The sequence below is a fragment of the Chelatococcus sp. XZ-Ab1 genome (assembly GCF_029309855.1).
GTDB classification, from domain to species: domain Bacteria; phylum Pseudomonadota; class Alphaproteobacteria; order Rhizobiales; family Beijerinckiaceae; genus Chelatococcus_A; species Chelatococcus_A sambhunathii.
This window is the reverse complement of sequence record NZ_JARKII010000009.1, coordinates 23,604-46,906: the sequence shown is the minus strand read 5'-3', so window position 1 is coordinate 46,906 and position 23,303 is coordinate 23,604. Positions and strand designations below refer to the sequence as shown.

The 23,303-nt window shown below is 68.2% G+C and carries 23 protein-coding genes; 12 read left to right on the top strand and 11 right to left on the bottom strand.

Annotated elements, in window-relative coordinates; translation table 11 throughout:
- Nucleotides 1–23: 23 nt before the first annotated feature.
- The 6 genes from ugpC to P2T65_RS14405 all read right to left on the bottom strand — a co-directional run bounded on the left by ugpC (nucleotide 24) and on the right by P2T65_RS14405 (nucleotide 6,330).
- Nucleotides 24–1,100, bottom strand: coding sequence for a sn-glycerol-3-phosphate ABC transporter ATP-binding protein UgpC (ugpC, locus tag P2T65_RS14430; RefSeq protein WP_055460146.1), 1,077 nt, complete (start codon nucleotides 1,098–1,100; stop codon nucleotides 24–26).
- 17 nt (nucleotides 1,101–1,117) lie between these two features.
- Nucleotides 1,118–2,191 carry a Gfo/Idh/MocA family oxidoreductase gene (locus P2T65_RS14425; protein ID WP_276200054.1) on the bottom strand — a complete coding sequence of 358 codons (1,074 nt, stop codon included), beginning with the start codon at nucleotides 2,189–2,191 and terminating at the stop codon, nucleotides 1,118–1,120.
- Nucleotides 2,188–3,195, bottom strand: coding sequence for a Gfo/Idh/MocA family oxidoreductase (locus P2T65_RS14420; RefSeq protein WP_071924302.1), 1,008 nt, complete (start codon nucleotides 3,193–3,195; stop codon nucleotides 2,188–2,190). Before P2T65_RS14420 ends, P2T65_RS14425 begins: the two co-directional genes overlap by 4 nt.
- Nucleotides 3,196–3,208: 13 nt before the next feature.
- Nucleotides 3,209–4,084, bottom strand: a complete 876-nt coding sequence (locus P2T65_RS14415; RefSeq protein ID WP_276200053.1) for a carbohydrate ABC transporter permease — start codon at nucleotides 4,082–4,084, stop codon at nucleotides 3,209–3,211.
- Complete coding sequence (locus tag P2T65_RS14410) at nucleotides 4,077–4,955, bottom strand: sugar ABC transporter permease (protein WP_276200091.1); 879 nt, start codon at nucleotides 4,953–4,955, stop codon at nucleotides 4,077–4,079. The genes P2T65_RS14415 and P2T65_RS14410 overlap by 8 nt, the downstream gene beginning before the upstream one ends.
- An 85-nt stretch (nucleotides 4,956–5,040) precedes the next feature.
- Nucleotides 5,041–6,330, bottom strand: a complete 1,290-nt coding sequence (locus P2T65_RS14405) for an extracellular solute-binding protein (protein ID WP_055460142.1) — start codon at nucleotides 6,328–6,330, stop codon at nucleotides 5,041–5,043.
- A gap of 490 nt (nucleotides 6,331–6,820) precedes the next feature.
- Here P2T65_RS14405 and P2T65_RS14400 point away from each other — a divergent pair, with 490 nt between their 5' ends.
- The gene (locus P2T65_RS14400) at nucleotides 6,821–8,056 is read left to right on the top strand and encodes a Gfo/Idh/MocA family oxidoreductase (protein WP_055460141.1); all 1,236 of its coding nucleotides are present in this window, start codon (nucleotides 6,821–6,823) and stop codon (nucleotides 8,054–8,056) included.
- 2 nt (nucleotides 8,057–8,058) lie between these two features.
- On the opposite strand, the gene P2T65_RS14395 is transcribed toward P2T65_RS14400, so the two are convergent.
- Nucleotides 8,059–8,814 (bottom strand): tetratricopeptide repeat protein, encoded by a 756-nt coding sequence (locus P2T65_RS14395; protein WP_276200052.1) that lies wholly within the window; start codon nucleotides 8,812–8,814, stop codon nucleotides 8,059–8,061.
- A 268-nt stretch (nucleotides 8,815–9,082) separates the two neighbouring features.
- Here P2T65_RS14395 and P2T65_RS14390 point away from each other — a divergent pair, with 268 nt between their 5' ends.
- The 4 genes from P2T65_RS14390 (at nucleotide 9,083) to P2T65_RS14375 (ending at nucleotide 12,297) form a co-directional block, all read left to right on the top strand.
- Nucleotides 9,083–9,679, top strand: a complete 597-nt coding sequence (locus P2T65_RS14390) for an XRE family transcriptional regulator (protein WP_055460139.1) — start codon at nucleotides 9,083–9,085, stop codon at nucleotides 9,677–9,679.
- 6 nt (nucleotides 9,680–9,685) lie between these two features.
- Nucleotides 9,686–10,243: a GNAT family N-acetyltransferase gene (locus tag P2T65_RS14385; RefSeq protein ID WP_063189779.1), complete on the top strand. Its 558-nt coding sequence runs from the start codon at nucleotides 9,686–9,688 to the stop codon at nucleotides 10,241–10,243.
- 3 nt (nucleotides 10,244–10,246) lie between these two features.
- Nucleotides 10,247–10,753, top strand: coding sequence for a GNAT family N-acetyltransferase (locus tag P2T65_RS14380; protein WP_055460137.1), 507 nt, complete (start codon nucleotides 10,247–10,249; stop codon nucleotides 10,751–10,753).
- Between the two features lie 203 nt (nucleotides 10,754–10,956).
- Nucleotides 10,957–12,297 carry a leucyl aminopeptidase family protein gene (locus P2T65_RS14375; RefSeq protein WP_096335295.1) on the top strand — a complete coding sequence of 447 codons (1,341 nt, stop codon included), beginning with the start codon at nucleotides 10,957–10,959 and terminating at the stop codon, nucleotides 12,295–12,297.
- Here P2T65_RS14375 and P2T65_RS14370 read toward each other — a convergent pair.
- On the bottom strand, nucleotides 12,279–13,292 hold the full coding sequence (locus P2T65_RS14370; protein ID WP_083586009.1) for a LysR substrate-binding domain-containing protein: 1,014 nt from the start codon (nucleotides 13,290–13,292) through the stop codon (nucleotides 12,279–12,281). The two genes, P2T65_RS14375 and P2T65_RS14370, sit on opposite strands and share 19 nt — an antisense overlap.
- Before the next feature lie 130 nt (nucleotides 13,293–13,422).
- Between P2T65_RS14370 and P2T65_RS14365 the strand changes: the two genes are divergently transcribed.
- The 4 genes from P2T65_RS14365 to P2T65_RS14350 all read left to right on the top strand — a co-directional run bounded on the left by P2T65_RS14365 (nucleotide 13,423) and on the right by P2T65_RS14350 (nucleotide 18,074).
- Nucleotides 13,423–14,307: an NAD(P)-dependent oxidoreductase gene (locus tag P2T65_RS14365; protein WP_071924306.1), complete on the top strand. Its 885-nt coding sequence runs from the start codon at nucleotides 13,423–13,425 to the stop codon at nucleotides 14,305–14,307.
- 28 nt (nucleotides 14,308–14,335) lie between these two features.
- Complete coding sequence (locus P2T65_RS14360) at nucleotides 14,336–16,069, top strand: IlvD/Edd family dehydratase (RefSeq protein WP_055460134.1); 1,734 nt, start codon at nucleotides 14,336–14,338, stop codon at nucleotides 16,067–16,069.
- Nucleotides 16,070–16,086: 17 nt separating this feature from the next.
- Nucleotides 16,087–17,097 carry an AraD1 family protein gene (araD1, locus tag P2T65_RS14355; RefSeq protein ID WP_063189774.1) on the top strand — a complete coding sequence of 337 codons (1,011 nt, stop codon included), beginning with the start codon at nucleotides 16,087–16,089 and terminating at the stop codon, nucleotides 17,095–17,097.
- 164 nt (nucleotides 17,098–17,261) lie between these two features.
- Nucleotides 17,262–18,074, top strand: a complete 813-nt coding sequence (locus tag P2T65_RS14350) for a tetratricopeptide repeat protein (RefSeq protein WP_063189772.1) — start codon at nucleotides 17,262–17,264, stop codon at nucleotides 18,072–18,074.
- A gap of 18 nt (nucleotides 18,075–18,092) precedes the next feature.
- Here P2T65_RS14350 and P2T65_RS14345 read toward each other — a convergent pair whose 3' ends face one another.
- The 3 genes from P2T65_RS14345 to P2T65_RS14335 all read right to left on the bottom strand — a co-directional run bounded on the left by P2T65_RS14345 (nucleotide 18,093) and on the right by P2T65_RS14335 (nucleotide 21,225).
- Entirely contained in the window at nucleotides 18,093–18,494 is a 402-nt protein-coding gene (locus P2T65_RS14345; RefSeq protein WP_245282659.1) for a hypothetical protein, read from the bottom strand.
- A gap of 15 nt (nucleotides 18,495–18,509) precedes the next feature.
- Nucleotides 18,510–19,853: a type II and III secretion system protein family protein gene (locus tag P2T65_RS14340; RefSeq protein ID WP_276200051.1), complete on the bottom strand. Its 1,344-nt coding sequence runs from the start codon at nucleotides 19,851–19,853 to the stop codon at nucleotides 18,510–18,512.
- A gap of 334 nt (nucleotides 19,854–20,187) precedes the next feature.
- Nucleotides 20,188–21,225 carry an EscU/YscU/HrcU family type III secretion system export apparatus switch protein gene (locus P2T65_RS14335; protein ID WP_055460130.1) on the bottom strand — a complete coding sequence of 346 codons (1,038 nt, stop codon included), beginning with the start codon at nucleotides 21,223–21,225 and terminating at the stop codon, nucleotides 20,188–20,190.
- 279 nt (nucleotides 21,226–21,504) lie between these two features.
- Here P2T65_RS14335 and P2T65_RS14330 point away from each other — a divergent pair, with 279 nt between their 5' ends.
- The 3 genes from P2T65_RS14330 to P2T65_RS14320 all read left to right on the top strand — a co-directional run bounded on the left by P2T65_RS14330 (nucleotide 21,505) and on the right by P2T65_RS14320 (nucleotide 23,301).
- Complete coding sequence (locus tag P2T65_RS14330; RefSeq protein WP_019403585.1) at nucleotides 21,505–21,723, top strand: hypothetical protein; 219 nt, start codon at nucleotides 21,505–21,507, stop codon at nucleotides 21,721–21,723.
- Between the two features lie 111 nt (nucleotides 21,724–21,834).
- Nucleotides 21,835–22,830, top strand: coding sequence for an FHA domain-containing protein (locus P2T65_RS14325; RefSeq protein ID WP_055460128.1), 996 nt, complete (start codon nucleotides 21,835–21,837; stop codon nucleotides 22,828–22,830).
- Nucleotides 22,831–22,866: 36 nt separating this feature from the next.
- Nucleotides 22,867–23,301 (top strand): hypothetical protein, encoded by a 435-nt coding sequence (locus P2T65_RS14320; protein WP_276200050.1) that lies wholly within the window; start codon nucleotides 22,867–22,869, stop codon nucleotides 23,299–23,301.
- Nucleotides 23,302–23,303 lie beyond the last annotated feature (2 nt).

The following is a 23,303-nucleotide window of genomic DNA, read 5'->3' as shown; positions in this document are numbered from 1 at the left end:
CCGTCCGAAGGCGGCGCCGCGCCTCAGACCCTGCGGCCGTCCTCGCCGAAGACATGCGCCCGCTCCACGTCGAAGCCGAGCGGCAGCCTCTCGCCGGCGCGGATGTGGCGCTGGCCGTCGAGCAACAGCGTCGCGCTCTGGCCGTCGGCGGTGCTGGTGTAGACCACCGTCGAGCCGCCGAGATGCTCGACGAGCTGCACCGAGGCTTCACCGAGGCTCGCGCCGTTGTCGCGCGCTTCCACGTGCTCGGGCCTGAGGCCGAAGACGAGCGGCTCGCCCGTCCGCGCCGCGAGCGGCCGCTCCAGGGTGAGCGCGCGCCCGGCCACCTCGATGGTGCGGCGCGAAGGGTCGCTGTCGGCGAGACGGGCCTTCAGGAAGTTCATCTTGGGCGAGCCGATGAATCCGGCGACGAACTGGTTGGCCGGGTTGTTGTAGAGGTCGAGCGGCCGGCCCACCTGCATGATGCGTCCGTCGCGCAGTACCACGATCTTGTCGGCCATGGTCATGGCCTCCACCTGGTCGTGCGTCACGTAGATCATGGTGCTGCCGAGCGTCTGGTGCAGCTTGGCGATCTCGACGCGCATCTGCACCCTGAGTTCGGCGTCGAGGTTGGACAGCGGCTCGTCGAAGAGGAAGATCTTCGGTTCGCGCACGATGGCGCGGCCGATGGCGACGCGCTGGCGCTGGCCGCCGGAGAGCGCCTTGGGCCGGCGCTGCAGGAGATGGCCGATCTGCAGAATGTCGGCCGCCTTCTTCACCCGCGCCTCGATCTCCGCCTTCGGATAGCCCGCCGTCTGCAGGCCGAAGGCGAGGTTCTTGTAGACGTTCATGTGCGGGTAGAGCGCGTAGGACTGGAACACCATGGCGATGCCACGCTTGGAGGCCGGCACTTCGTTGACGCGCTCCCCGTCGATGCTCAACTCGCCCGCCGAGATGTCCTCGAGCCCGGCGATCATGCGCAGAAGCGTGGACTTGCCGCAGCCGGACGGGCCGACGAAGACCGTGAACTCGCCCGGCTCGATGGCAAGGTCGATGCCGTGGATGACCTCGACGGAACCGAACCTCTTCTCGATCTTCGCGAGATTGATGCTGCTCGCCATGGTTCTCGTCCTCCCGTTCAGGCGGCGGGCCGCCAGCTCAGGTATTTGGGATGCGCCGCATCGAGCGGCAGGGCAACGTCCTCGCCCGTCGCGGCGGAATGGTAGAAGGCCGTCACCAGTTCGAGCGCCCGGCGCGCGTCGAGGCTCGTCACCGGCGGCGGATCGCCGGCGAGAAGCGCCCGGTGGAAGGCCTCCATCTGGCCGTTGAATCGCCGGCCAACAGGCGGGAAGCCGGCCAAGAGCTCCTCGATCTGCCGGCCCACCGCCTCGTTCGCCGGGATGACGCGCCAGGGGCCGTCGCCGGGCGAATAGGGCGCGTGCGTGCTCTCGAAGGTAACGTTCTCGAAGGATAGCCGCAGCCGGCTGATCTCCTCGTGCGAACCGAGGGTAGCGGTCGCGGAGACGAGGGCGCCCGAGGCCATCAGCCAACTCGAGGAGACGCAGTCCTCCACCTCGATGGTGTTGACCCGCGTCGCCGTGCGGGCGAACAGCCGCTCCACCGGCCCCATGAGGAAGGTCATGAGGTCGTGGATGTGGATGGCGTGAGTCATCAGGACCCCGCCGAGCTCGGTCGCCCAGCGGCCCCGCCAGGTATTGTCGTAATAGTCGGGCCCCCGCTTCCACAGGGTCTCGCAGGTGCCGACATAGGGCTTGCCGGCAAGGCCGCTGTCGATGATGCGGCGGGCCTGCATGGCGCCGTCGCCGTAGCGGTACTGGAAGATCGGCATCAGCCGGCCTTTGGCCTTCGCCTCCGCCGCGATGATCTCGTCGACCTCGGCAAGCGAACCGACAAGCGGCTTCTCGCAGACGACATGCTTGCCTGCGGCGAGTGCCTTCAGAACCATCGGCCGGTGCGTCGCCGGCGGCGTCGAGATGTCGATGATGTCGACGTCGTCCATGGCGAGGAGCTCATCGAAGTCGCGGCAGCGCCGCGGCACCTCGAATTCCTCGGCGACGGACGAAAGGCGCGTTTCGTCGAGGTCGCAGACGGCGAGAACGCGGTATTTGTCGCCATGCGGCTGATAGCCCTCGACGATGTGTGAGCGGCCGATGTTGCAGCCGACGACAGCGACATTGAAACGCCTGGTCATGATTGCGCCTCCGCGAGGGCCTGGGCCTTGAGGGCGATCTCCATCGCGGCGAAACAGCGTGCCTGCGGCATCGCCGTCTCGGTGCGGTAGCGGATGTCGGACACGAGTTGATCCCCGTAGGGCAGGGCTGTCTGCGAGCAATCGATGTAGGTCACGCCCTTGCGGTCGGTGAGGAAGAGGTGATCGGTGCCCGGCCGCCCGGCGATGTCGATATACTTGCGCAGCTCGATCGTGCCGTCCGTTCCGGTGAGGAAGAGACGCCCGTCACCCCAGGTGGGCAGGCCATCGGGCGTGAACCAGTCGACGCGAATGAAGCCGGTGGCGTCCGTCGTGGCGAGATGGATGTCGCCATGGTCCTGCAGGCCTGGCCGGTCGGGATGGGCGCGGTTGGCGACGCTCGCCGACAGCACCTCCGCCGTCTCGGCTCCGGTAAAGAACAGGAATTGCTCGCACTGGTGCGAGGCGATGTCGACGAGGATGCCGCCGTAGCGTCGTCGCTCGAAGAACCAGGCTGGGCGCGTCGCCTCGCGCAGCCGGTGCGGGCCGAAGCCGGTGACGGAGACGACCTTGCCGATGGCCCCGGCGGCGACGAGCTCGCCCGCCTTCACCGTGGCGCGGTTCTCGAAATGCTCGGAATAGAGGATGGAGAGGATGCGCCCGGTCTCGGCCTGCACCGCCTTGACCTCGGCGAGTTCCTTCAGCGTCACCATGCCCGGCTTGTCGAGCATCACGTCCTTGCCGGCGCGCATGGCGGCGATGGCGAGCCCCGCCCGCTCATCGGGGATGGCCGCGGAGACGATGAGGTCGATCGACGGGTCCTCCAGCGCCCGGCGCCGGTCGTCGAGCTGCGGCGCGCCGGGATAGCGCGCGCCGAAGGCCGCCGCAAGGTCGTCTTCCTCGGCGAAGTAGCCGGCAAGCTCGGCCCCGGCTCTCAGAAGGCAGTTCACCTGCCCGTAGATGTGATCGTGGTTGAGGCCGACGGCCGCGAAGCGAACGGGTTTCATGGGACGCGGGGCCTCAGCGTTTCATGCCGGTTGTGGCGATGCCCTCGATGAGCAGTCGCTGGAAGAAGAGGAAGAAGAGGAACACCGGCACGAGCGACAGGTTCGACATCGCGAACAGGGCCGACCAGTCAGACGTGCCGGTCGAGTCGACGAAGGAGCGCAGGCCCAGCTGCACCGTGTAGGTGTTGATGTCGTTGAGATAGATGAGCGGACCGAAGAAGTCGTCCCACGTCCAGATGAAGGAGAAGATCGCTGCTGTCGCCAGCACGGGCAACGAGAGTGGTAGCATGATGCGGAAATAGATGCGGAAGGGACCGCAGCCGTCCATTACCGCCGCCTCGTCCAATTCACGCGGGATGCCACGGAAGAACTGCACCATCAGGAAGATGAAGAAGGCGTCCGTGGCGAGATATTTCGGCACGATGAGCGGCAGCGGCGTGTTCACCCAGCCGAGCTCGAGGAACAGGATGTACTGCGGGATGAGCACCACGTGATAGGGCAGCATCAGGGTGCCCAGCATCAGCGCGAACCAGAAGTTGCGCCCGCCGAAGCGCAGCCGCGCAAAGGCGAAGGCGGCGAGCGAGCAGCCGAGCACGTTGCCGATGGTCGCCAGCACCGAGATGACGAGCGAGTTCCAGAAGAACTGGCCGAAACTGACCTGCAGCCCCATCCAGCCGCGCAGGTAGCTGCTGAAGTCTATGCTCGAGGGAATGAGCGAAGTCGTGCCGAAAAGCTCGTCCTGCGGCCTGACCGAGCCCGAGACCATCCACAGGATGGGATAGAGCATGGCGAAGGAGGCCGCGATGAGCGCCCCGTGAATCAGCAGGGAGCGTGTATACGAGCGCCGGCCGCGTGACGGCGGGGCAGCCGTGACGGTGGCGTCAGTCATCGTAGTGCACCCAGTAGCGCGCGCTGAGGAACGAAAAGGCCGTGAACAGCGCGATGATGACGAGCAGGATCCAGGCGAGCGCCGCGGCATAGCCCATGCGGAAGAAACCGAAAGCCTCCTGGTAGAGATAGAGCGTGTAGAACAGCGTCGAATTGATCGGCCCGCCGGTGCCCTCGCTGATGATGAAGGCCGGGGTGAAGGCCTTGAACGCCTCGATGGTCTGGATCACCGCGTTGAAGAAGACGACCGGCGTCAGGAGCGGCAGCGTGATCTTGAAGAACTGGTGCACCTTAGCCGCGCCGTCGATCTCCGCCGCCTCGTACATGTCGGTCGGGATTTGCCGGAGGCCGGCGAGGAAGATGATCATCGGCGAGCCGAATTGCCAGATGGAGAGGACGACGAGCGTGTAAAGCGAATAGTCCGGGTTGGAGACCCAGCTCGGCCCCTCGATGCCGAAGGCCTTCCACAGCAGCATGTTGACGAGGCCGTCGGAGGCGAAGAGCTGGCGCCACAGCACCGCGATGGCGACCGAGCCGCCGAGCAGCGACGGCAGGTAGAAGATGGCGCGGTAGACGGTGAGCCCGCGGATGCCGCGGTTGAAGGCCATGGCCACGGCGAGCGCGAAGACGAGCTTCAGCGGCACCGACAGGACGACATAGATGAAGGTGACGCGCATCGCGGCGGCGAATTTCGGATCGTCCGTCGCGATGCGCACGTAATTGGCGGCTCCCACCCAGTCCGGCGCCCGCAGGAGGTCGTAGTTGGTGAAGGACAGGTAGAGTGAGACGAGCGCCGGTCCCAGCGTCAGGCCGAAGAAGCCGATGAGCCAGGGCGCGAGGAAGAGATAGCCCGGCGCGTTGCGGGCCAGCATCCGCCTCAGGGTGCCCCGTCGCGGTGCGGAGGCGGGGCGGACCTCGTCCACCCAGACGGTGGGATGAACCGTCATCACCGGCGCCTCAGCCGCGCTTCAGGATGGTCTGGGCTTCACGCACCAGCTTCTCGCCGCCGGCCTCCGGCGTGGCCCGACCGAAGCCGACCTCCTCGGCGACGCGCTTCAGCGCGAAGGCGAGCTCACCCGCGCCGGGAGGCGGCGGCGGCGGCAGTGCGCCGACACCGGGCGTGATGTCGGCGATGTATTTCACCATCACCGAGTCGAGGTCGTTCAGCTTCGGTGCCAGCCCGTTTCGCATGGATTCGGAGGCCGGCACGCCGCGCTCGACGCCGAGGATCTCGACGCCTGTCGAATTTGCGACAAGGAAATTGGCGAAGGCCACCGCAGCATCCGGGTGGGCCGAACCGCTCGCGACGCTGATGAGCATGGATGGCTTCAGATAATGGCCCGATGGCGAATCTGCGCTCACTTTCGGGTAGGAGCTAACGCCGAGGCGAGACTTGTTGAGCTTCTGATAGCCGATGTACTGGTTGGAATGGGCAAAGGCGGTGGCCGCCTTGCCGGTGGTCAGCGGATTGGTCTCGATGTTGAGTTGGTCCAGCGCCTGCACGTCGGCGGGCACGCAGGCTCCGCTCTTGCGCATATCGGCCCACATCGCGAACCACTTCGCCGCGTCCTCCGGCCCGAACCCGAGCGCTCCGTCCGCGGTGAACAGGGCCTTGCCCTGCTGCCTCAGCCAGTTCTCGAGCGCCGGCTCGACGCCACTCGCATCGGCCGAGGCATAGAAGCCCGGCTTCGTCTTTTTGGCGCTCAGCGCCGCACCCTTCTCCGCGAAGGCCTCCCAGGTCATCCCGGGCTGGGGCGGCTCGATGCCGGCCTTCTCCCACGCCGCCTCGTCGTAGAGGACGATGCTCGAGTTGACCCCGAGATTGACGCCATAAAGTTTGCCGTCGACCCGCCCGGAATCAATATTCATCTGCCCGAAGTCGGCGATGTTCAGGGATTTGTCGAGATAATCGTCGAGCGGCTTCAGCGCCCCGCGCCGCGCGTATTCGAAGATGTAGCGGTAGTCCATCTGGATGAGGTCCGGCGCGTTGCGCCCGGCGACCTGGGTGGCAAGACGCGGCCAGTAGTCGCTCCAGCCGGCGAACTCGCCGGTGATCGACACGTCGGAGGCGACGCCCTTGTAAGCCTCGATCGCCTTAAAGGTGCGGTCCGCCCGCTCCTGCGAGCCCCACCACAGGAAGCGCAGGCGCGCCGCCTGGGCCCATACCGGACCGCTACCGAACGCCGCGAGCGACAGGGCCGCCGCGCCACCGGAAAGTACACTTCGCCTGCTGAGCGTGATCGACATTCGCGTGTCCTCCCTCAGGACATCCCCGCCGGAAGCGGGACGGGTTACCGGCTTTCTCGCCGATTTATAACCGTTCAGTTACTAACGTGACGGTGGCCGGACGCTTTGTCAAGCGCTGATCGCACCCGGCGCAGAATACCCGCTTCGGCCATTGGAGCATCTTGCGCACGACCACGTCCATCACCGCCGGGCACTCGCCATTTCTGCCGCTGCCAAGCGTCCGCGCTGGCGAGTGCATGGCCATGCCCAGCGCTTGCCCGCTTTTCGAGTGGCCCTGGCGCCCCTGCACCCGCGAGAAATCGCTCGTCTCGGCGCCGCGCCCGATGTCGCGTCGTGGCAGGAGCGCCCAGTCGCCCCTTGACAGGGAGCGCTTTCGGCTTCCACAAATCACCAACCAGTTACAAAATACCGCTGCGAACCGCTCCCCCGGGAACGCGGCGGATGCAGCCCCGGATGGCGTCTAGCGCCTCCGGCGGAGGAGGAAGCGGCCATGGCTGAGGGTTCCAATCGCACCCGTTACGCACTCGTCGGCGTCGGCAATCGCGGCACCACCATGTGGGGCCGCGAACTGCTCGCCGGTTGGGGCGACTATGTCGAACTCGTCGGCATCTGCGACCTCAATCCAATGCGAGCGGAGCGAGCCCGGGCCATGATCGGCACGGCCGCGCCGCTCTATGCGGATTTCCCGCAGATGATGGCCGAGCTGAAGCCGCAGCTCGTCGTCGTCTGCACGCCGGACGACACCCACGACGACATCATCGTCGAGGCGCTCGAGGCGGGTGCCGACGTCATCAGCGAGAAGCCGCTGACGACGACGGCCGAGAAGATCGAGCGCATCCGCGCGGCGGAGCAGCGCACCGGCCGGCGGGTTGACGTGTCCTTCAACTACCGCTTTGCGCCCACCGCCGCCCGTATCAAGGAGCTGATCGATGCCGGCGCCATCGGTGAGGTCGTCTCGGTCGACTTCCACTGGTATCTCGACAATCAGCACGGAGCCGACTACTTCCGCCGCTGGCACGCTTTCCGTGCCCGCTCGGGCAGCCTCTTCGTGCACAAGGCGACGCACCATTTCGATCTGCTGAACTGGTACCTCGATTCCGATCCCGTCGAGGTGAAGGCCTTCGGCGAGTTGCTGCACTACGGTCGCAAGGGGCCTTTCCGCGGCGAACGCTGCCGGACCTGTCCGCACAAGGCAAGGTGCGACTACTACCTCGACCTCTCGGCCGATCCCTTCCTCGACGCGCTCTACGAGGAACCGTCCGCGGTCGACGGCTATTTCCGGGACGCCTGCGTCTATCGCGAGGAGATCGATATCCCCGACACGATGACGGCGACGATCCGCTACGCCAGCGGCGTGCAGGTGTCATATTCGCTCAACACCTACATGCCGGTGGAAGGCCACCACATCGCCTTCAACGGCCACCGTGGCCGCATCGAGCTGCGGCAATACGAGAAGCAGCCGTGGGAAGCGCCGGCGGTCGACGAGATCCTGCTGATCCGCAGCTTCGGCGGCGGCGTCGAGCGCATCCGCGTGCCGCACGAGCCCGGCGGCCACTACGGCGGCGACAATCGCATGCGCGACATGATCTTCAGGCCCGGCGCGCAGGACAGGCTGCGCCAGCGCGCCGGATCCCGGGCTGGCGCGATGTCGGTGCTGTGCGGCATCGCCGCGCTCGAGAGCGCGACGAAGGGCGGCGCCTGCGCCGTGCCGGCCCTGCCCGCCTGAGGTCAACTGCGACGGCCGGCCGCCTGGCGCAGATAGGCCATGTTGGCCGCGACCTCGGCCGGCGGTAGGCTCTGGGCCAACACCTGCTCGGCCTCGCCCATCTTGCCTTGCAACGCTAGCACCAGCGCCAGGTTCTGCTTCACGCGCCCATCCGCCTGCGGATGTGCGGCCGCCTGCCGCAGCACGCGCTCGGCCTCGGCGGGCTGCTTCGCGAGGGCATAGGATAGGCCAAGGTTTGACAAGACGCTTGGCTCACCCGGCACGATCTTGAGAGCCGTGAGATAGTAGCGCTGGGCCGCCACATGGTCGCCGAGCTGGTCGGCCACCGTGCCCTGCGCCGACAGAACGCGCCAGTCGGGCTTGTCGGGCGTATGGGCGCGAGCGAGCACGCCCTCCGCCTCCTTGAAACGCCCGACGTCGATGAGCGCCTTGCCGTAGGCGGCCAGCACGTCGTGGTCCGTGGGACTGTGCAGCGCCGCCTGCTGCAGCACCGCAACGGCCTGCGAACGCTGGTCGAGCGCGCGCAGCGCCTGCGCATAATTGAGCGCAGCCTGCCTGTCCGTCGGTCGCGCCTCGTAGCGCTTGCCCCACTCCTGCGCGGCGGCACGCCACTCGGCCTCGCCGCGCGCCGTCGGCGCTTGCGGCTCGGCCGCACGCGAGCCGATGAGACCGATCGAGCCGGTGACGTCGTCGCGCGACAGGCAGCCGGCAAGCGACAGGGCGAGAGTCGCCACCGCCCCAGCACGCCAGACGCCCATGAACATCCGGCGCAGCGCAGCCGGCCTGCACGATTGAGCCGCCATGATCGCCCCCATACTGACATCGCATCAATGCGCCCGATGCAATTGATAGATCGTTAACCCTAACGAGGCGTTAACCGGAGCGGCGGAGCGATGAACCGCGCCTCGCGTCGTCTCTCCGCTGCCCAGCGGCCCAAGAGACCGGCAGTGTCAATGCCTATTGTGCAGGCATCCCTGCCCATTCTTCGGGCTTCCAGATTCCAATATACGAGAAGATAATTCTCATATGATGGAAAAGCAGCTGACCGACGACGATATCGCCAGGGCGCTCGGCCGCAGGCTGAAGGGGCTGCGCCGCAAGGCGGGGCTGACGCTCGAAGCGCTCGCGGAGCAGGCAGGCATCAGCCGTGCCATGATCTCCCGCATCGAGCGCGGGGAATCGAGCCCCACCGCCGTGCTGCTGGGCCGGCTGTGCGCCGGGCTCGGCGTGAGCCTCGCTTCACTCTTCGCCCGCGAGACGCCGGTGGCGAGTCCTTTGCAGCGCGCCGGGGATCAGCCCGTCTGGCAGGATCCTGAAACCGGCTACGTGCGGCGCGCCGTCTCGCCATCCGGCACCGGCTCGCCGGTCGAGATCGTCGACGTGACCCTGCCGCCTGGCGCGCGGGTCGCCTTCGACCACCCCTGGCTGTCGCGTGGCATCGACCAGCATGTCTGGGTGCTCGACGGCACGCTGGAGAAGACGATCGGTGACGAGGTCTTCCTGCTCCACGCGGGCGACTGCCTGCACATGCGGCTCGACCGCCCCAACGTCTACCACAACCCGGGCACGCGGCCGGTACGCTACGCCGTCGTGCTCGCCCCGATCGATGAGCGCAAGGGCTGAGACGCCATGAACGAAGTCGCCACCGTCACTGACGGGTCGCCCACGGGACCCGTCGCCATCCGCCCGCTGACGGCCGGCGAGGCGACTGCCCGGCTCGGCGAGCTCGCCGCCGTGCTCGTCGATGCCGTGGTGCACGGCGCCTCGGTCAACTTCCTCGCCGGCCTGACGGCGCAGGAGGCTGCCGCCTTCTGGCGCAGCCAGTTGCCGGGCATCAGTGACGGCAGCCGCGTGCTCTTCGTCGCGGAGGAGGGTGGCCGCATCGTCGGCACCGTCATCCTCACCTATGCCCATCAGCCCAATGCGCCGCACCGAGCGGAGATCGGCAAGATGCTGGTGCTCGCGCGCCACCGCCGCCGCGGCATCGGCAGGAGCCTGCTGAGCGCGGCGGAAGAGGCGGCCCGCACCGCCAGGCGCACGCTCCTCCTCCTCGACACGCAGACGGGCAGTGCCGGCGAAGCCCTCTACCGCGCCTGCGGCTGGCAGGCGTTCGGGGTGGTGCCGGACCATGCGCTGGCGACCGACGGCGTGCCCGCAGCCACCACTTTCTTCTACAAGAAGCTCTGACGCATGCCGACCATCCGTCACGCACGCGAGGCGGACGTTCCCGCCATCCTCGCCCTGCACAACCACCACATCCTCAACAGCCTCGCCATCTGGCGCCACGAGCCGGCCGATCTCGACGAACGGCTCGGCTGGTTCCGGGAGCGCACGCACAAGGGCTTTCCTGTCCTTGTCGCGGAGCTGCCTCCGGCCAGCGACGCGGCGCAGGTCGCCGGCTTCGCCACCTACGGCCCGTTCCGCAGCGGGGCAGGCTATGATCTTACGGTCGAGAGCTCCATCTACGTGGGCGAGGCCTTCCAGCGCCGCGGCGTGGCAACCGCGCTGATGGAGGCACTCATTGCGGAAGCGAGGCGCGACGGACGCGCGGTGATGGTGGCCGCCATCGGCCTGCCGAACGATCCCTCGCGAGCCCTCCACACCCGCTTCGGCTTCCGCGAGGTCGGCCGCCTCGAAGGCATCGGCCGCAAGTTCGGCCGCGCGCTCGACCTGCTCATGATGCAGAAGGATCTGTGATCCGGTGCCCCGCGGCGGCGCAGATGGAATGCCGCCCGGATGACTCTCCCTCCCTGCCGGGGCGCGTCGGCCTGCCCGCTGGCCCCACCGCCCTCGCGGCGGCGCTACGCCCGTGCTATCGACGACGGGTTCATAGAGGAGGACCCGTGACCGTGCACGCGCTCGTCGCCGCCATCGACACCCCTTCCATCGCCGTTCACCTCGTGCAGCCGGAGAGCTGGCCGGGCGTGCGCGACAGCCTGCCGGCGAGTGCCCGCGCCTTCGCCGAGGCGCACGGTTTCGCGCCGAAGCCGGGACGCTATCTCGCGCTGCCCGATGCCGAGGGCGCCATCGCCGCCGTGCTGTTCGGCATTGATCCCGCGGACAGCCGCCGGGCGGATCCCTTCCTGGCCGGCAAGCTGCCCGGCCTCTTGCCCGAGGGCACCTATCACTTCGCCACGCTGCCGCCCGGCACGGCCGAGACGGCCACCCTTGCCTTTCTCCTCGGCGCCTATCGCTTCGACCGCTATCGGGACAAGAAGGACGGCGGCTGCCGTATCGTCCTGCCCGAAGGTATCGACGGCGACGAACTGGCGCGGATCGCCGAGGCGGTGACGCTCGGGCGCGACCTCGTCAACACACCGACCAACGACCTTGGCCCGGACGGCATCGAGGAGGCGATCCGGGCGCTCGGCACGCGCTTCGGCGCCGAGGTGCGAACGATCGTCGGCGACGAACTCCTGAAGCAGAACCTGCCGATGATCCATGCGGTCGGCCGCGCCTCGGCGGTGCCGCCGCGTCTCGTCGACCTCACCTGGGGCGCCGCCGATGCGCCCAAGATCACCCTCGTCGGCAAGGGGGTCGCCTTCGACACCGGCGGGCTCGACATCAAGCCCTCCAGCGCCATGCTGCTGATGAAGAAGGACATGGGCGGCGCCGCAGCCGCCATCGCGCTCGCTCAGATGATCATGGACGCACGCCTGCCCGTGCGTCTGCGCCTCATCGTCCCGGCGGTCGAGAACGCCATTTCCGGCGCCGCCTTCCGGCCCGGCGACATCCTTCAGAGCCGAAAGGGCATCACGGTCGAGATCGGCAATACCGACGCCGAGGGCCGGCTCATCCTCGCCGATGCGCTCGCCCTCGCCGACGAGGAGGCGCCTGAGCTCATCGTCGATTTCGCCACGCTGACCGGCGCCGCGCGCGTCGCCCTCGGCCCGGACCTGCCGCCGCTCTTCACCCGCGACGAGGGCCTCGCCGGCGACCTGCAGCGCCTCGGCCTCGCCGTCAACGACCCGCTGTGGCGCCTGCCGCTGTGGGGCGCCTACGATTCCATGCTGGAATCGAAGGTCGCGCAGGTGAACAACGTCTCGAGCGGTGGATTCGCAGGCGCCATCACCGCCGCCCTCTTCCTCCAGCGCTTCGTCGAGAAGGCGACGGCCTACGCCCATCTCGACATCTATGCCTGGAACCCCTCGACGAAGCCCGGGCGGCCGGAGGGCGGCGAGGTCCAGGGCGCGCGGGCGCTCTACGCCTATCTCCGGGAGCGCTACGGCTCGCTCGGCTGACCTTCGCCGGCCTGCGCATGGCGCCGCAGGCCCTCGACGACACGCTCGGCCGCGCGTGACAGGGGACGGTCGATCAGCGTGATGATGCCGACCGCCCCAAGATCGAGCGACAGCTCCACCGGCAGAACAGCGAGAAAGCCACGCTCGATCCAGGGCGCCACCGTGTTGCGCGGCAGCACGGCAAGGAAGTCGCCCGCCAGCAGCAGGTTGATGGTGATGTCGACAGAATCGGTCTCGATCGCCTTCGCCGGCGAGGGTAGGCCCGCCCGCCGCAACATGTCCTCGAAACGTGCGTGCAGCACACTGCCGGGCGGGTGCACCACCCAGGGCGCGCCCATCAGATAGCGCAGGTCAAGGTCGCGCAACGCAAGGTCCGCCGCCCGCATGGCGATGGGGTGATCGGCCCGGCAGACCACCACCTGCCGCTCGTCGACGAGGAATTCGAACGACAGGTCGTGCCGCTCGCTCGTCACGGGGATGCGCCCGACGACGAGGTCGAGCCGCCGCTCGCGCAGCGCCGCGAGCAATGTGCCGCTCGTGCCGAGAACGAGCGACAGGGCGATCGGGTCGCTCGCGCGGTGCAGCGACACGGCCGTGGCGCTGATGAGGCCCGGCACCGCACCGACGATGGAGCCGAGGCGCACGCGCCCGCCGCGACCGCTGGCGATGGCCGCCAGTTCCTCGCCCGCTGCCGACAATTCGGCGACGATGTTGCCCGCCCGGCGCAGCAGCGCGTCGCCAGCCGCGGTCGGCCTGAGGCCACGCGGCAGGCGCTCGAAGAGGCTGCTGCCTAACGCCTCTTCCACTTGGGCGAGCAACTTGGACGCCGCAGGCTGGCTGATGTGCACCGCCTCCGCCGCGCGGTGCAGGTTGCCGTACTCGCCGATCGCGACGAGCAGTTGCAACTGGCGCAGCTTGAGCCGCCGCACGGCCGCCTCCAGCGCTGGTAACGCAGCAACCGTCACCCGCTCCCCTGTCGCCATATCGATATCCATTTTTATATCGATTGATCGAAGAAAGCGATTAGTCGGTTATCGATCTTTCGTCTAGAGCCATTCTCAAGAGCTGCGCCGCCAACTGGCAGAGCCGGCCGGATGTATCGGAGGAATGTGCGAGGATGGATCGATGACCGACACCAAGCCGACCGTCGCCTTTCTCGGCCTCGGCCTTATGGGCGCGCGCCAAGCGCGCCGCCTGATCGAGGCCGGCTGGCCGCTGGTCCTGTGGAACCGCTCACGCGAGAGGGCCGAGGCGCTCGCCCCGCTCGGCGCGCGTGTCGCCGGCAGTGCCGCCGCGGCGGCGGCGGAGGCCGAGATCGTCATCACCATGCTGGAGAACGGCCCCATCGTCGAGGACGTCGTCTTCGCCCAGGGCGTCGCCGGCGCCATGCGGCCCGGTGCCGTCCTCATCGACATGAGCTCGATCAAGCCGGCCGAAGCACAGGACCATGCAGCGCGTCTCGCCGAAAAGGGCATCGCCTATCTCGATGCGCCTGTGTCCGGCGGCACGGTGGGCGCCGAAGAGGGCACGCTCGCCATCATGGTGGGCGGCGACGAAACGGTCTTCGACCGCATCGCGCGCGTCTTCGCACCCATGGGCCGGGCGACGCGCGTTGGCCCCCATGGTGCCGGCCAGCTCGCCAAGCTCGCCAACCAGATCATCGTCGGCGTCACCATCGGCGCCGTGGCCGAGGCGCTGATGCTCGCCGCGCGCGGCGGCGCCGATCCGGCCAAGGTGCGCGAGGCCCTGCGCGGCGGCTTCGCGGAGAGCCGCGTGCTCGACCTGCATGGGGCCCGCATGGTGGAGCGCGACTTCACCACCAAGGGCCGCTCCGTCACGCATCTCAAGGACCTCGACAACGCCCTCGATGCCGCCGAGCGCCTCGGCTTGGCGGCAACGCCCTTCACGGCCGCGACAGCCGACCTCTTCCGCGGCCTCCTCGCCAATGCCGGCGACCTCGACCACTCGGGGCTCCTCGTCGAGCTCGAGCGCCGCAACCCCGCCAACTGATCGACGCCGGGAAAAGGACCCTTACCACATGAGCAACGGCACAAAGAAGAAGCTCCGCAGCCAGGAGTGGTTCGGCAAGCAGGACAAGCACGGCTTCCTCTACCGCTCGTGGATGAAGAACCGCGGCTTCCCGCAGGACCAGTTCGACGGTCGCCCGGTCATCGGCATCTGCAACACCTGGTCCGAGCTCACCCCCTGCAACTCGCACTTCAAGACCATCGCCGAGCACGTGCGCTGGGGCATTCTGGAGGCCGGCGGCTTCCCGCTCGAATTCCCGGTGATGTCGCTGGGCGAGACGCTGCTACGCCCCACCGCCATGCTCTACCGCAACCTCGCCTCGATGGACGTGGAGGAATCGATCCGCGCCAACCCGCTCGACGGCGTCGTGCTGCTCATGGGCTGCGACAAGACCACGCCCGCGCTCCTCATGGGCGCGGCGAGCGTCGACCTGCCCACCATCGGCATCTCCGGCGGCCCCATGCTGCGTGGCATCTACCGCGGCAAGCACATCGGCTCGGGCACCAACACCTGGTCGATGAGCGAGGACGTGCGCGCCGGCAAGATGACGCTCGAGGAGTTCCACGAGGCCGAGGCCTGCATGCACCGCTCGCACGGTCACTGCATGACCATGGGCACGGCCTCGACCATGGCCTGCATGGTGGAGGCGCTCGGCGTCGGCATGCCGGGCAACGCCGCCATCCCCGCCGTCGACGCGCGCCGCAATCACCTCGCGCGCGAGGCCGGCCGGCGCATCGTCGAGATGGTCAACCAGGATGTGGTCCTGTCGAAGATCCTGACGCGCGAAGCGTTCGAGAATGCCATCCGCGCCAATGCCGGCATCGGCGGCTCGACCAATGCCGTCATCCATCTCATCGCCATGGCGCGCCGCATCGGCGTCGAGCTCGACCTCGACGACTGGGATGAGCTCGGCCGCGACGTGCACTGCCTTGTCGACCTGATGCCGTCGGGCCGCTTCCTGATGGAGGACTTCTACGAGGCCGGCGGCCTGCCGGCGGTGCTGCGCGAGCTCGGCGAGCGCGGCCTCCTCAACAAGGATGCGCTCACCGTCAACGGCCGCACCATCTGGGAGAACAACGAGAACGCGCCGTGCTGGAACCGCGAGGTGATCCACAGCTTCGATGCGCCGTTCAAGCCGGACGCGGGCATCGCCGTGCTGCGCGGCAACCTCGCCCCCGATGGCGCCATCATCAAGCCTTCGGCGGCCTCGCCGCATCTCATGAAGCACACCGGCCGGGCCGTCGTCTTCGAAGACATCGAGGACTTCCACGCCCGCATCGACGACGAGAACCTCGACATCGACGAGACCTGTGTCATGGTGCTCAAGAATTGCGGGCCCAAGGGCTATCCCGGCATGGCCGAGGTCGGCAACATGCCGCTGCCGCCCAAAATCCTCAAGAAGGGCATCACCGACATGATCCGCATCTCCGACGCGCGCATGTCGGGCACGGCCTATGGCACGGTGGTGCTGCACACGGCGCCCGAGGCCGCCGCCGGCGGGCCCCTCGCCCTTGTTCGCAGCGGCGACATGATCACGCTCGACGTCGCCGCGCGCAGCCTCACCCTGCACGTCTCCGACGAGGAGCTCGCCAGCCGCCGCGCCGCCTGGCAGCCGCCGGCGCCGCACACCGACCGCGGCTACGTCAAGCTCTATGTCGACCACGTGCTGCAGGCCAACGACGGTGCCGACCTCGACTTCCTCGTCGGCAAGAGCGGCTCGGCCGTGCCGCGCGACAACCACTGATGACGGGAGGAATGCCGATGTCCCTTCGCCTCGTTCAGTTCTTCGATGAAGCCGGCATGCGGCGCGTCGGCGTGCCGTCCGACGACGGCCGCCGCCTTGCCGTGCTCAACGATACGCAGAGCGTCTATGCGCTGGCGCTCGACGCGGTGGCGGCGAACACGCCACTCGTCGACCTCGTGCGCAGACGGCTCGGCGACAAGAGCGTCGACTACGACGCCGTCATCGCCGACCGCCGCCTGCTGCCGCCCATCGACCATCCGGACGAGACCCGCTGTCATGTCACCGGCACGGGCCTCACCCATCTCGGCAGCGCCGACACGCGCGACAAGATGCACAAGGCGACGGTCGAGGCCGACGAGGCGGCACTGACGGATTCCATGAAGATGTTCCGTTGGGGGATGGAGGGCGGGCGCCCGGCCGCGGGCAGCGTCGGTGTACAGCCCGAATGGTTCTATAAGGGCAACGGCCGCTTCATCGTACCCCCGGGTGCCCCGCTCGTCTCTCCGGCTTTCGCCGAGGACGCAGGCGAGGAGCCGGAGCTCGCCGGCCTCTACGTCATCGCCCCGGACGGCACGCCCGTGCGCGTTGGCTTCGCGCTCGGCAACGAGTTCTCCGACCACGTCACGGAGCGCAAGAACTACCTCTTCCTCGCCCATTCCAAGCTGCGCCAGAGCAGCTTCGGCCCCGAGGTGCTCATCGGCCCGCCGCCCGCCGACATCCGCGGCACGAGCCGCATCCGCCGCGACGGCGCGGTGCTGTGGGAGAAGCCCTTCGTCACGGGCGAGGCCAACATGTCGCACAGCTTCGCCAACCTCGAGCATCACCACTTCAAGTATGCCGAGCACCGTGTCCCCGGCGACGTGCACGTTCACTACTTCGGTACGGCGACCCTGAGCTTCGCCGACGGCGTGCGCACGCAGGAGGGCGATATCTTCGAGATCGAGGCTGAAGGCTTCGGCCGCCCGCTGCGCAACCCGCTCGTGGTCGCCCGTGAGCCGAAGGGCCTCGTTGCCGTCCGCGAGGCCTGAGAGCGCGTTTGCCGATCGGACCCCGTCCGCACCACGTGCACAGGCTGCCTTCAAGTCGACTGCTCCGCCCGCGCCTGCCGGCGGGGCAGTCCGCTAGCAATCGACACGACGTCTGATGTGCGGCGCTGCCACGCGCCGCCTGTGTCGATTGTGGGAGGGGCTGCATGGTTCACGGGCCTGGATCACCGGCGACGGCCGCATTCCTCGCGATCTGGCTTGGCGGCTGCATGACGGCCGGCCCCGGCACGCAGGCGGCCGCGACCATCGCGGCTGAGACATCGCAGGCCGGACGCCTCATCTTCCTCGCCGAGGATATCGCCCGACGCGGCGAGACGCAGACCGCGCTCGCGCTCTACGATCGCGCAGGCGAGATCGCCGGCGACGATGCCGCGCTCCACACCCGCCTCGCCGACGCCTATTTGGGGCTTGGCGAGAACGAACGTGCCGAGCGCGCCTATTCCACCGCCCTCAGGCTGAAGCCGGCGGATGCCGCGGTCCTGCTCGGCCTCGGCTCGGCCAAGTTGCGCAAGGGCGAGACGGCGCAGGCCCTGGCGCTCATCGCCAAGGCGGCGCCCCAGGTCGGCAGCGCCGCCGCCTACAACCGCCTCGGCGTCGCCCACACGCTCGCCGGCGGTTTCGCCGAGGCCGAGGCGGCCTATCGCAAGGCCCTCGCGCTCGATGGCCAGGACCTCGATATCAAGACCAATCTCGCCCTCGTCGCCGCCCTCGCCCGCCGGGACGTCGAAGCACAGGCGCTCATCGCCGAGGTCGTCGCCCAGCCGACGGCGGAGGAGCGGCACATCCGCGCCCGGGTGCTCGTGCTCGGCCTGACCGGCAAGGCCGCCGAGGCCCGGAAGACGGCCCATGGCGGCCTCGGCCAGGGCGACGTCGACAAGCTGCTGTCCCAGGCGAGGACAATCGCGACCTCGGGCGATGCCAGGGCCAAGGGCGCGGCCCTCGGCACCGTGATGATCTGAGACGTGAGGGACGGTCCGTCACTTGTCGGCCGACACGCTCTTGCCGGGGTCGCGCTCACCGCCCGTCAAGTATTGCTGTGCTGCGCGGAAGGTCGGCAGGCCGGGCGCGCGGCCCATGCGGCGGCCGTAGACGAGATCGCGCTGGCGTTCCGACATGCGCATCAGGTTGTAGGCATTGGCGCAGCCCGGCGGCAGGAAGGGCCCTAGGTCGCTTGTCTCCGTCGGGTCCGGAATCATGCACGCCTCCGGGACGAGGCCGCTGACCGGCACGGTCACTGCGGAGCGCCCGGCGCGTCCGGCCGCATTGCCGTAATGCGGCGAATAGTCGGGCGGCGTCCGCGCGCAGCCGGAAACCGCCAGGACTGCGGCAAGGCCGCCTGCCAACGCGGCGGCAGCGCGGTGTCGCGCAATCATCGTCATGGTCCCTTCTCCGCGTTACTTGAAGATGAGGCCGGAGGATGGCCCCTTGACCACCCGCGCAGCGGCCTGCTGGCCAAGCGCCCGTCGTGGCCTGTCGAGTGGCGTCGCCAGGCGCTTGTCGCCCACCGGGGACACGATGTAGGGCGTGATGAGGATGACGAGTTCGCTCTCGTCCCGGCGAAAGCTTTGCGAGCGGAAGAGCGCCCCTAGCACCGGCAGATCGCCGATCATCGGGATCTTCTCCAGCGACTGGGCGAGGTTGCGCTGGAAGAGGCCGGCGATGGCGAAGGTCTGGCCGCTCGCCACCTCCACCGTCGTTTCCGCCCGGCGCACGGAAAGGGCGGGAATCTCGAGCCCGCGCAACTGGACGGCACCGGCCGCGGACAGCGTACTGACCTCCGGCCGCACGCGCAGCGCGATGCGGTCCTCCTGCAGGAGGATCGGCGTGAAGGCCAGGGAGACGCCGAACGGCTTGTAGCTGATGGAGAGCGCCTGGTTCTGGCCCGGCACCGGGATGGGAATCTCCCCGCCTGCGAGGAAGGTCGCCTCCTGCCCCGTCACGGCCGTCAGGTTGGGCTCGGCCAGCACGGTCATGATGCCGTTGCGCTGCAGGGCCTGCACCAGCACGTCGACATTGACGGAACCGAAGCCGCCACTCCCGCCGCCCCCCTTGTTGACCGTGCCGAGCGAAAAGAAGCCGGCGCGGAAGGCGAGGTTCCAGTCGATGCCGAGCACCGTGAGATCGTTGCGCGAGATCTCGGCGAAGCGGACGCGGATGTTGACCTGCTGGGATCCGGCGACGGTCGTCCTGTTGTAGGGCGTCTGCCCGTCCGGCGAATAGGCGTTGGCCACCTCGCCGACATCGATCGCCTCGGCCACGGAGCCCGTGTTCCCGCGCGCGACGAGGCGCTTGCCGAACAGCGAGACGTCGACGTTCGACTGCGGCTGAAGCGCGCCGACGGCCTCGTTCGGCGGCGTACTGTCGACGACGACGCGCAGCCTCACCTCGGCCTGCAGCTCGTTGTTGGGGGACAGGGCGATGAGATTGGTGACGCCCGGCTTCTTGCCGAACACGTAGACCGCATTGGGCGTGACGACCTTGAGGTCGGCGATGTCCGGATCGGCCACGAAGACCGAAGCGGCCGGCCTGTCGAGATGCAGCATCCGTCCCTGGCTGACGGAGAGGTCGAGAGTTCGCGACGGGGCGGCCTGCAGCCCCCGTGCACCGATCGCGATCGCGAGAAAGACGCCGGAAACGATGACAAGGCGCAGCACCACGTATGTCATCGTCTGCCGGTCTATGCGCGCCGGGCCGACGCAAAGCCGGTCCTTGCGCTGCCACCTTCTGTTCAGAAACATGGCGATCCCCTGCTGAAGTCGCAGCCGAAGGGCTGCTGCCAGCCCGATTGTGCCAGCCGGGCATGCATCACCGATCGGCGGCGGACCCGCTCGGCGTTCGCCCCGGTGTGCCTGTTACCTGCTGACAGGAAGCGGGAGCATCGGACCCGGCCGGCATGCGCCGGTCGGCGGCTGAGCCCTCGCGCCGGGACTGGCCCGACAACCGTGCGCAATTGGCATACAGATGCGGGCGCGGGTCATGGCGGCACCCGGCGGGCAGCTTGCAGATGCTGTCACCGCGCCGGTCGTCCACAATAAACCCAGTCATCCACAGGCGGGGCCGCGGAATCATCGGTCATAGCGCGCCGGCGCGGACGAGCATCATGGCGACGGGGCGGAAGAGGTTTTCCCGCAGCGGCTCGCCGAGGCCATGGGTGGCGAGGCCCGCGACGACATCGGCTTCGGCATCGGCCTCGATGCGCAGGCCGCGCTGCTGCGCCTCCTCGAGGGCCTGGGCGACCCGCGCGCCCTGGGCCTTGAAGACGACGGACGGGATCCCCTCCTCCGGCGTGTATCTGAGGCCGATGAGATGCTTGCCGTCGGTGACCACCAGCGACGTGGCGGCGAGGCCGAGCCGCACCGGCATGCGCGCCTGCTCCTGCCGCAGGCGCCGCCGCTCGGCCTGCATGTGCGGATCGCCCTCCTGGTTCTTGCGCTCCTGCTTCATCTCCGTCTTGGTCATGCGCATCTCGTGCAGGAAAAGGCGGCGCTGCAGGAGGATGTCGGCGATGCCGACGGCGGCGAACACACCCACCGCGACATAGGCCGTCGCCTTCAGCATCGCGACAAGCATCGGGCCGAAACAGGCAAGGCCGCAGGCCGGTATCTCCATCAGCGGCGAGAGCCACAGCCGGACGACGGAGACGAAGGCGGCCGCAAGCACAATCACCTTGACGAGGCTCTTGCCGATCTCGATCCATGCCCGCATTCCGAAGATGCGCTTCAGCGCACTGGCGGGACTGAAGGTCTCGGGCTTCGGCTTGATCGCTTCCATGGCAAAGAGCGGCCCGCCCGTCGCGGCCATGCCCGCCGCCAGGGCCAGAATGAGGGAGACTGCCAGCACCGGCAGCACCAGCGCGATCCAGGCGGCTCCTGCCTCGATAAGCGCCGGCAAGAGGTCGGTCGGCGCGGTCGTGGCCCGTACCATGGCATCCGTCAGCGCCAGCAGCCGCTCGCCCCAGCCGTGCCAGAGCCAACCCACGAGCAGCACGATTCCCGCCACGATGGCAGCCGATACGATATCGCCGGCCTTTGCCACCTGGCCCTTCTTGCGTGCATCCTGAAGCTTCTTGTCGGAGGCGGGGAGTTCCTTTTCTTCGGAAGAATCGGCCATTGCGTGGCACCCTTGTTTCACAAGCCGTCGCTTGACGGCAAAGCCCGGCGATGCGCGACGTGGCACCGCAGGGGCGAGCCCGCCGGCCGCGCCGATCGATCAATACACCGTTCCGAATTCATTATTCACGAATACAGTCAATGTATTTATTGATATGAACACATCCGATGTTATGCTATACACGCTCGGCTGAGCGCATTGAATGATATATAGCTCTCACTCAACGCCGAGACGTAATCTGTTCACGACGATATATATTACAATTGAAAGGATTTACTGATGACCATAAGCGCCCCTCCTATGACAACCCAGAGCGCGTCGTCGAGTGCTTCGGAACTGGAGCAGTTCAGCACGCAGATGCGGCAGCTCCAGAAGGACCAGATGGCCTTCCAGCTCAAGGAAGCGCAGCGCACGATGATCGACAAGCAGATCCAGACAGTGATCGATAACAACAAGGACCGCGCGAACGCCGCCATCCAGGGCGCCCGCGTTCAGTAAGACCGGACGGCCTGCCTGTCTGCAGCACTTATACGGTGTCGACTTCATGCCGGCACCGCGCCATTGCGATACGCCCTTTTCATTCACGTCGACGGTCTCTCGAGAACGGCCATGCAGCTTCGAACCGCCACATCCAGCGGCCGGGCGAATGTCATCGGCGCCGGGCGGGCCGTCGCCACCCGCCTCGCGGCGGACGCCGGCAACCCGCAGGAGATGGCCGACCAGCCTCCGGCCGGCCCCGCCGTGGCCGTCGTGAACGGCTGCCATGCCGGCGCCTCGTTCCAGCTTCTGGACAAGGTCTACCGCATCGGCTCCACGGCGGAGGCGGACATCGTCCTTGCCGACCCGGGCATTGTGCCGGACCATGCCACCATCCGCATCGGCCGCGGCTCGATGAAGGTCGAGGCCCGCGGCGGCGACATCGATATCGCCGGCCATGGCCTCCTGCCCGGCGGCTACGGTCGCGTCGTCCGCCTGCCCGCCGAGATCAGTCTCGGCGGCGCGACGCTGCGCATCACCGACAGCCGCATGCCACCTCTTTCGCATGCCGTGCAGTTCGCCCGCCGCGCCGCCAGCAACCCGCTCCATCTGGCGGGCATGGTCCTCGCCCTGGTCCTCGCAGCCGCCCTGCCGCCCGTTTTGATGGACAGGGGCCGCAGCCCCGGCGGCGAGCCCGCGGGACGGACTGACGGCGTCGCGCCGCCGATGCGCTCGACGCCGGCGGAGGCCGCGGAGCAGCTGAGGTCCCGCCTCGCCGCCGCCGATCTCGCCGGTCTGCAGGTCGCGGTCGACGGTAACCGCGTCGTCGTCGCCGGCATGGTGCCGGAGAAGAAGATGCCGGCCTGGACCGAGACGCGGAGCTGGTTCGACGCCACCTATGCTCCGAATCCGCTCCTGGTGTCCCAGGTGACGACGTCGGATTCCTTCCCCATTCAGGGCCTGCGCCTGCGTGCGGTCTGGTTCGGCGACACGCCCTATGTTGTGACGGGCGACGGGCGCAAGCACCACGAGGGCGCTGTCGTCGAAGGCGGCTGGCGCATCGAGCGCATCGATCGCGAGGCGATCACCTTCGCTCGGGAGGGCAATGTCGTGAGGCTCACCTACTGAAGCGTCGTGCCCGTCGGAGCGGAGGAAGGAACGACGATGACCACGAGCAACATCGACCAGGTGCGGCACACCGTCCAGCCCGTTGCGAGGCCGGCGCCCGCGCCGCCGGCGAACCGCGACGTTGCATCCTCCCCTGGCCGCGACGCACGGTCCCAGGTGAAGGGCGAGGTCCGATCACATCCCCTCGCCCCGGTCAGCCGTCGCCAATCCTCGACGCGAAGCAGGGCTGGCGTCAGCACGCCGCTGCCGAACACAGCCGAGGGGCTGGTCGAAAGCTATGTGCGCCCGCCGCCGGAGGACATGTCCCTGGTCGCCGGGCCGGCCTGCCTCGGGCTGCTCGACGCCATCGTAGCGGAGATCGTGCCCTCGCTCGAGGGCCTTCCCGGCAACACCGCCGCCATCCTCGCGGCCGAGCGCGACCAGCGGCGCGATCTTCTCACCCGTCTCTACGCCATAGGGGGCGCCGTCTGAAC

Coding starts and splice junctions, on each gene's coding strand:
- ugpC (WP_055460146.1), bottom strand. CDS start 1,100: ATGGCGAGCAGCATCAATCTCGCGAAGATCGAGAAGAGGTTCGGTTCC.
- P2T65_RS14425 (WP_276200054.1), bottom strand. CDS start 2,191: ATGACCAGGCGTTTCAATGTCGCTGTCGTCGGCTGCAACATCGGCCGC.
- P2T65_RS14420 (WP_071924302.1), bottom strand. CDS start 3,195: ATGAAACCCGTTCGCTTCGCGGCCGTCGGCCTCAACCACGATCACATC.
- P2T65_RS14415 (WP_276200053.1), bottom strand. CDS start 4,084: ATGACTGACGCCACCGTCACGGCTGCCCCGCCGTCACGCGGCCGGCGC.
- P2T65_RS14410 (WP_276200091.1), bottom strand. CDS start 4,955: ATGCTGGCCCGCAACGCGCCGGGCTATCTCTTCCTCGCGCCCTGGCTC.
- P2T65_RS14405 (WP_055460142.1), bottom strand. CDS start 6,330: ATGTCGATCACGCTCAGCAGGCGAAGTGTACTTTCCGGTGGCGCGGCG.
- P2T65_RS14400 (WP_055460141.1), top strand. CDS start 6,821: ATGGCTGAGGGTTCCAATCGCACCCGTTACGCACTCGTCGGCGTCGGC.
- P2T65_RS14395 (WP_276200052.1), bottom strand. CDS start 8,814: ATGGGCGTCTGGCGTGCTGGGGCGGTGGCGACTCTCGCCCTGTCGCTT.
- P2T65_RS14390 (WP_055460139.1), top strand. CDS start 9,083: ATGATGGAAAAGCAGCTGACCGACGACGATATCGCCAGGGCGCTCGGC.
- P2T65_RS14385 (WP_063189779.1), top strand. CDS start 9,686: ATGAACGAAGTCGCCACCGTCACTGACGGGTCGCCCACGGGACCCGTC.
- P2T65_RS14380 (WP_055460137.1), top strand. CDS start 10,247: ATGCCGACCATCCGTCACGCACGCGAGGCGGACGTTCCCGCCATCCTC.
- P2T65_RS14370 (WP_083586009.1), bottom strand. CDS start 13,292: ATGGATATCGATATGGCGACAGGGGAGCGGGTGACGGTTGCTGCGTTA.
- P2T65_RS14365 (WP_071924306.1), top strand. CDS start 13,423: ATGACCGACACCAAGCCGACCGTCGCCTTTCTCGGCCTCGGCCTTATG.
- P2T65_RS14360 (WP_055460134.1), top strand. CDS start 14,336: ATGAGCAACGGCACAAAGAAGAAGCTCCGCAGCCAGGAGTGGTTCGGC.
- araD1 (WP_063189774.1), top strand. CDS start 16,087: ATGTCCCTTCGCCTCGTTCAGTTCTTCGATGAAGCCGGCATGCGGCGC.
- P2T65_RS14350 (WP_063189772.1), top strand. CDS start 17,262: ATGGTTCACGGGCCTGGATCACCGGCGACGGCCGCATTCCTCGCGATC.
- P2T65_RS14345 (WP_245282659.1), bottom strand. CDS start 18,494: ATGACGATGATTGCGCGACACCGCGCTGCCGCCGCGTTGGCAGGCGGC.
- P2T65_RS14340 (WP_276200051.1), bottom strand. CDS start 19,853: ATGTTTCTGAACAGAAGGTGGCAGCGCAAGGACCGGCTTTGCGTCGGC.
- P2T65_RS14335 (WP_055460130.1), bottom strand. CDS start 21,225: ATGGCCGATTCTTCCGAAGAAAAGGAACTCCCCGCCTCCGACAAGAAG.
- P2T65_RS14330 (WP_019403585.1), top strand. CDS start 21,505: ATGACCATAAGCGCCCCTCCTATGACAACCCAGAGCGCGTCGTCGAGT.
- P2T65_RS14325 (WP_055460128.1), top strand. CDS start 21,835: ATGCAGCTTCGAACCGCCACATCCAGCGGCCGGGCGAATGTCATCGGC.
- P2T65_RS14320 (WP_276200050.1), top strand. CDS start 22,867: ATGACCACGAGCAACATCGACCAGGTGCGGCACACCGTCCAGCCCGTT.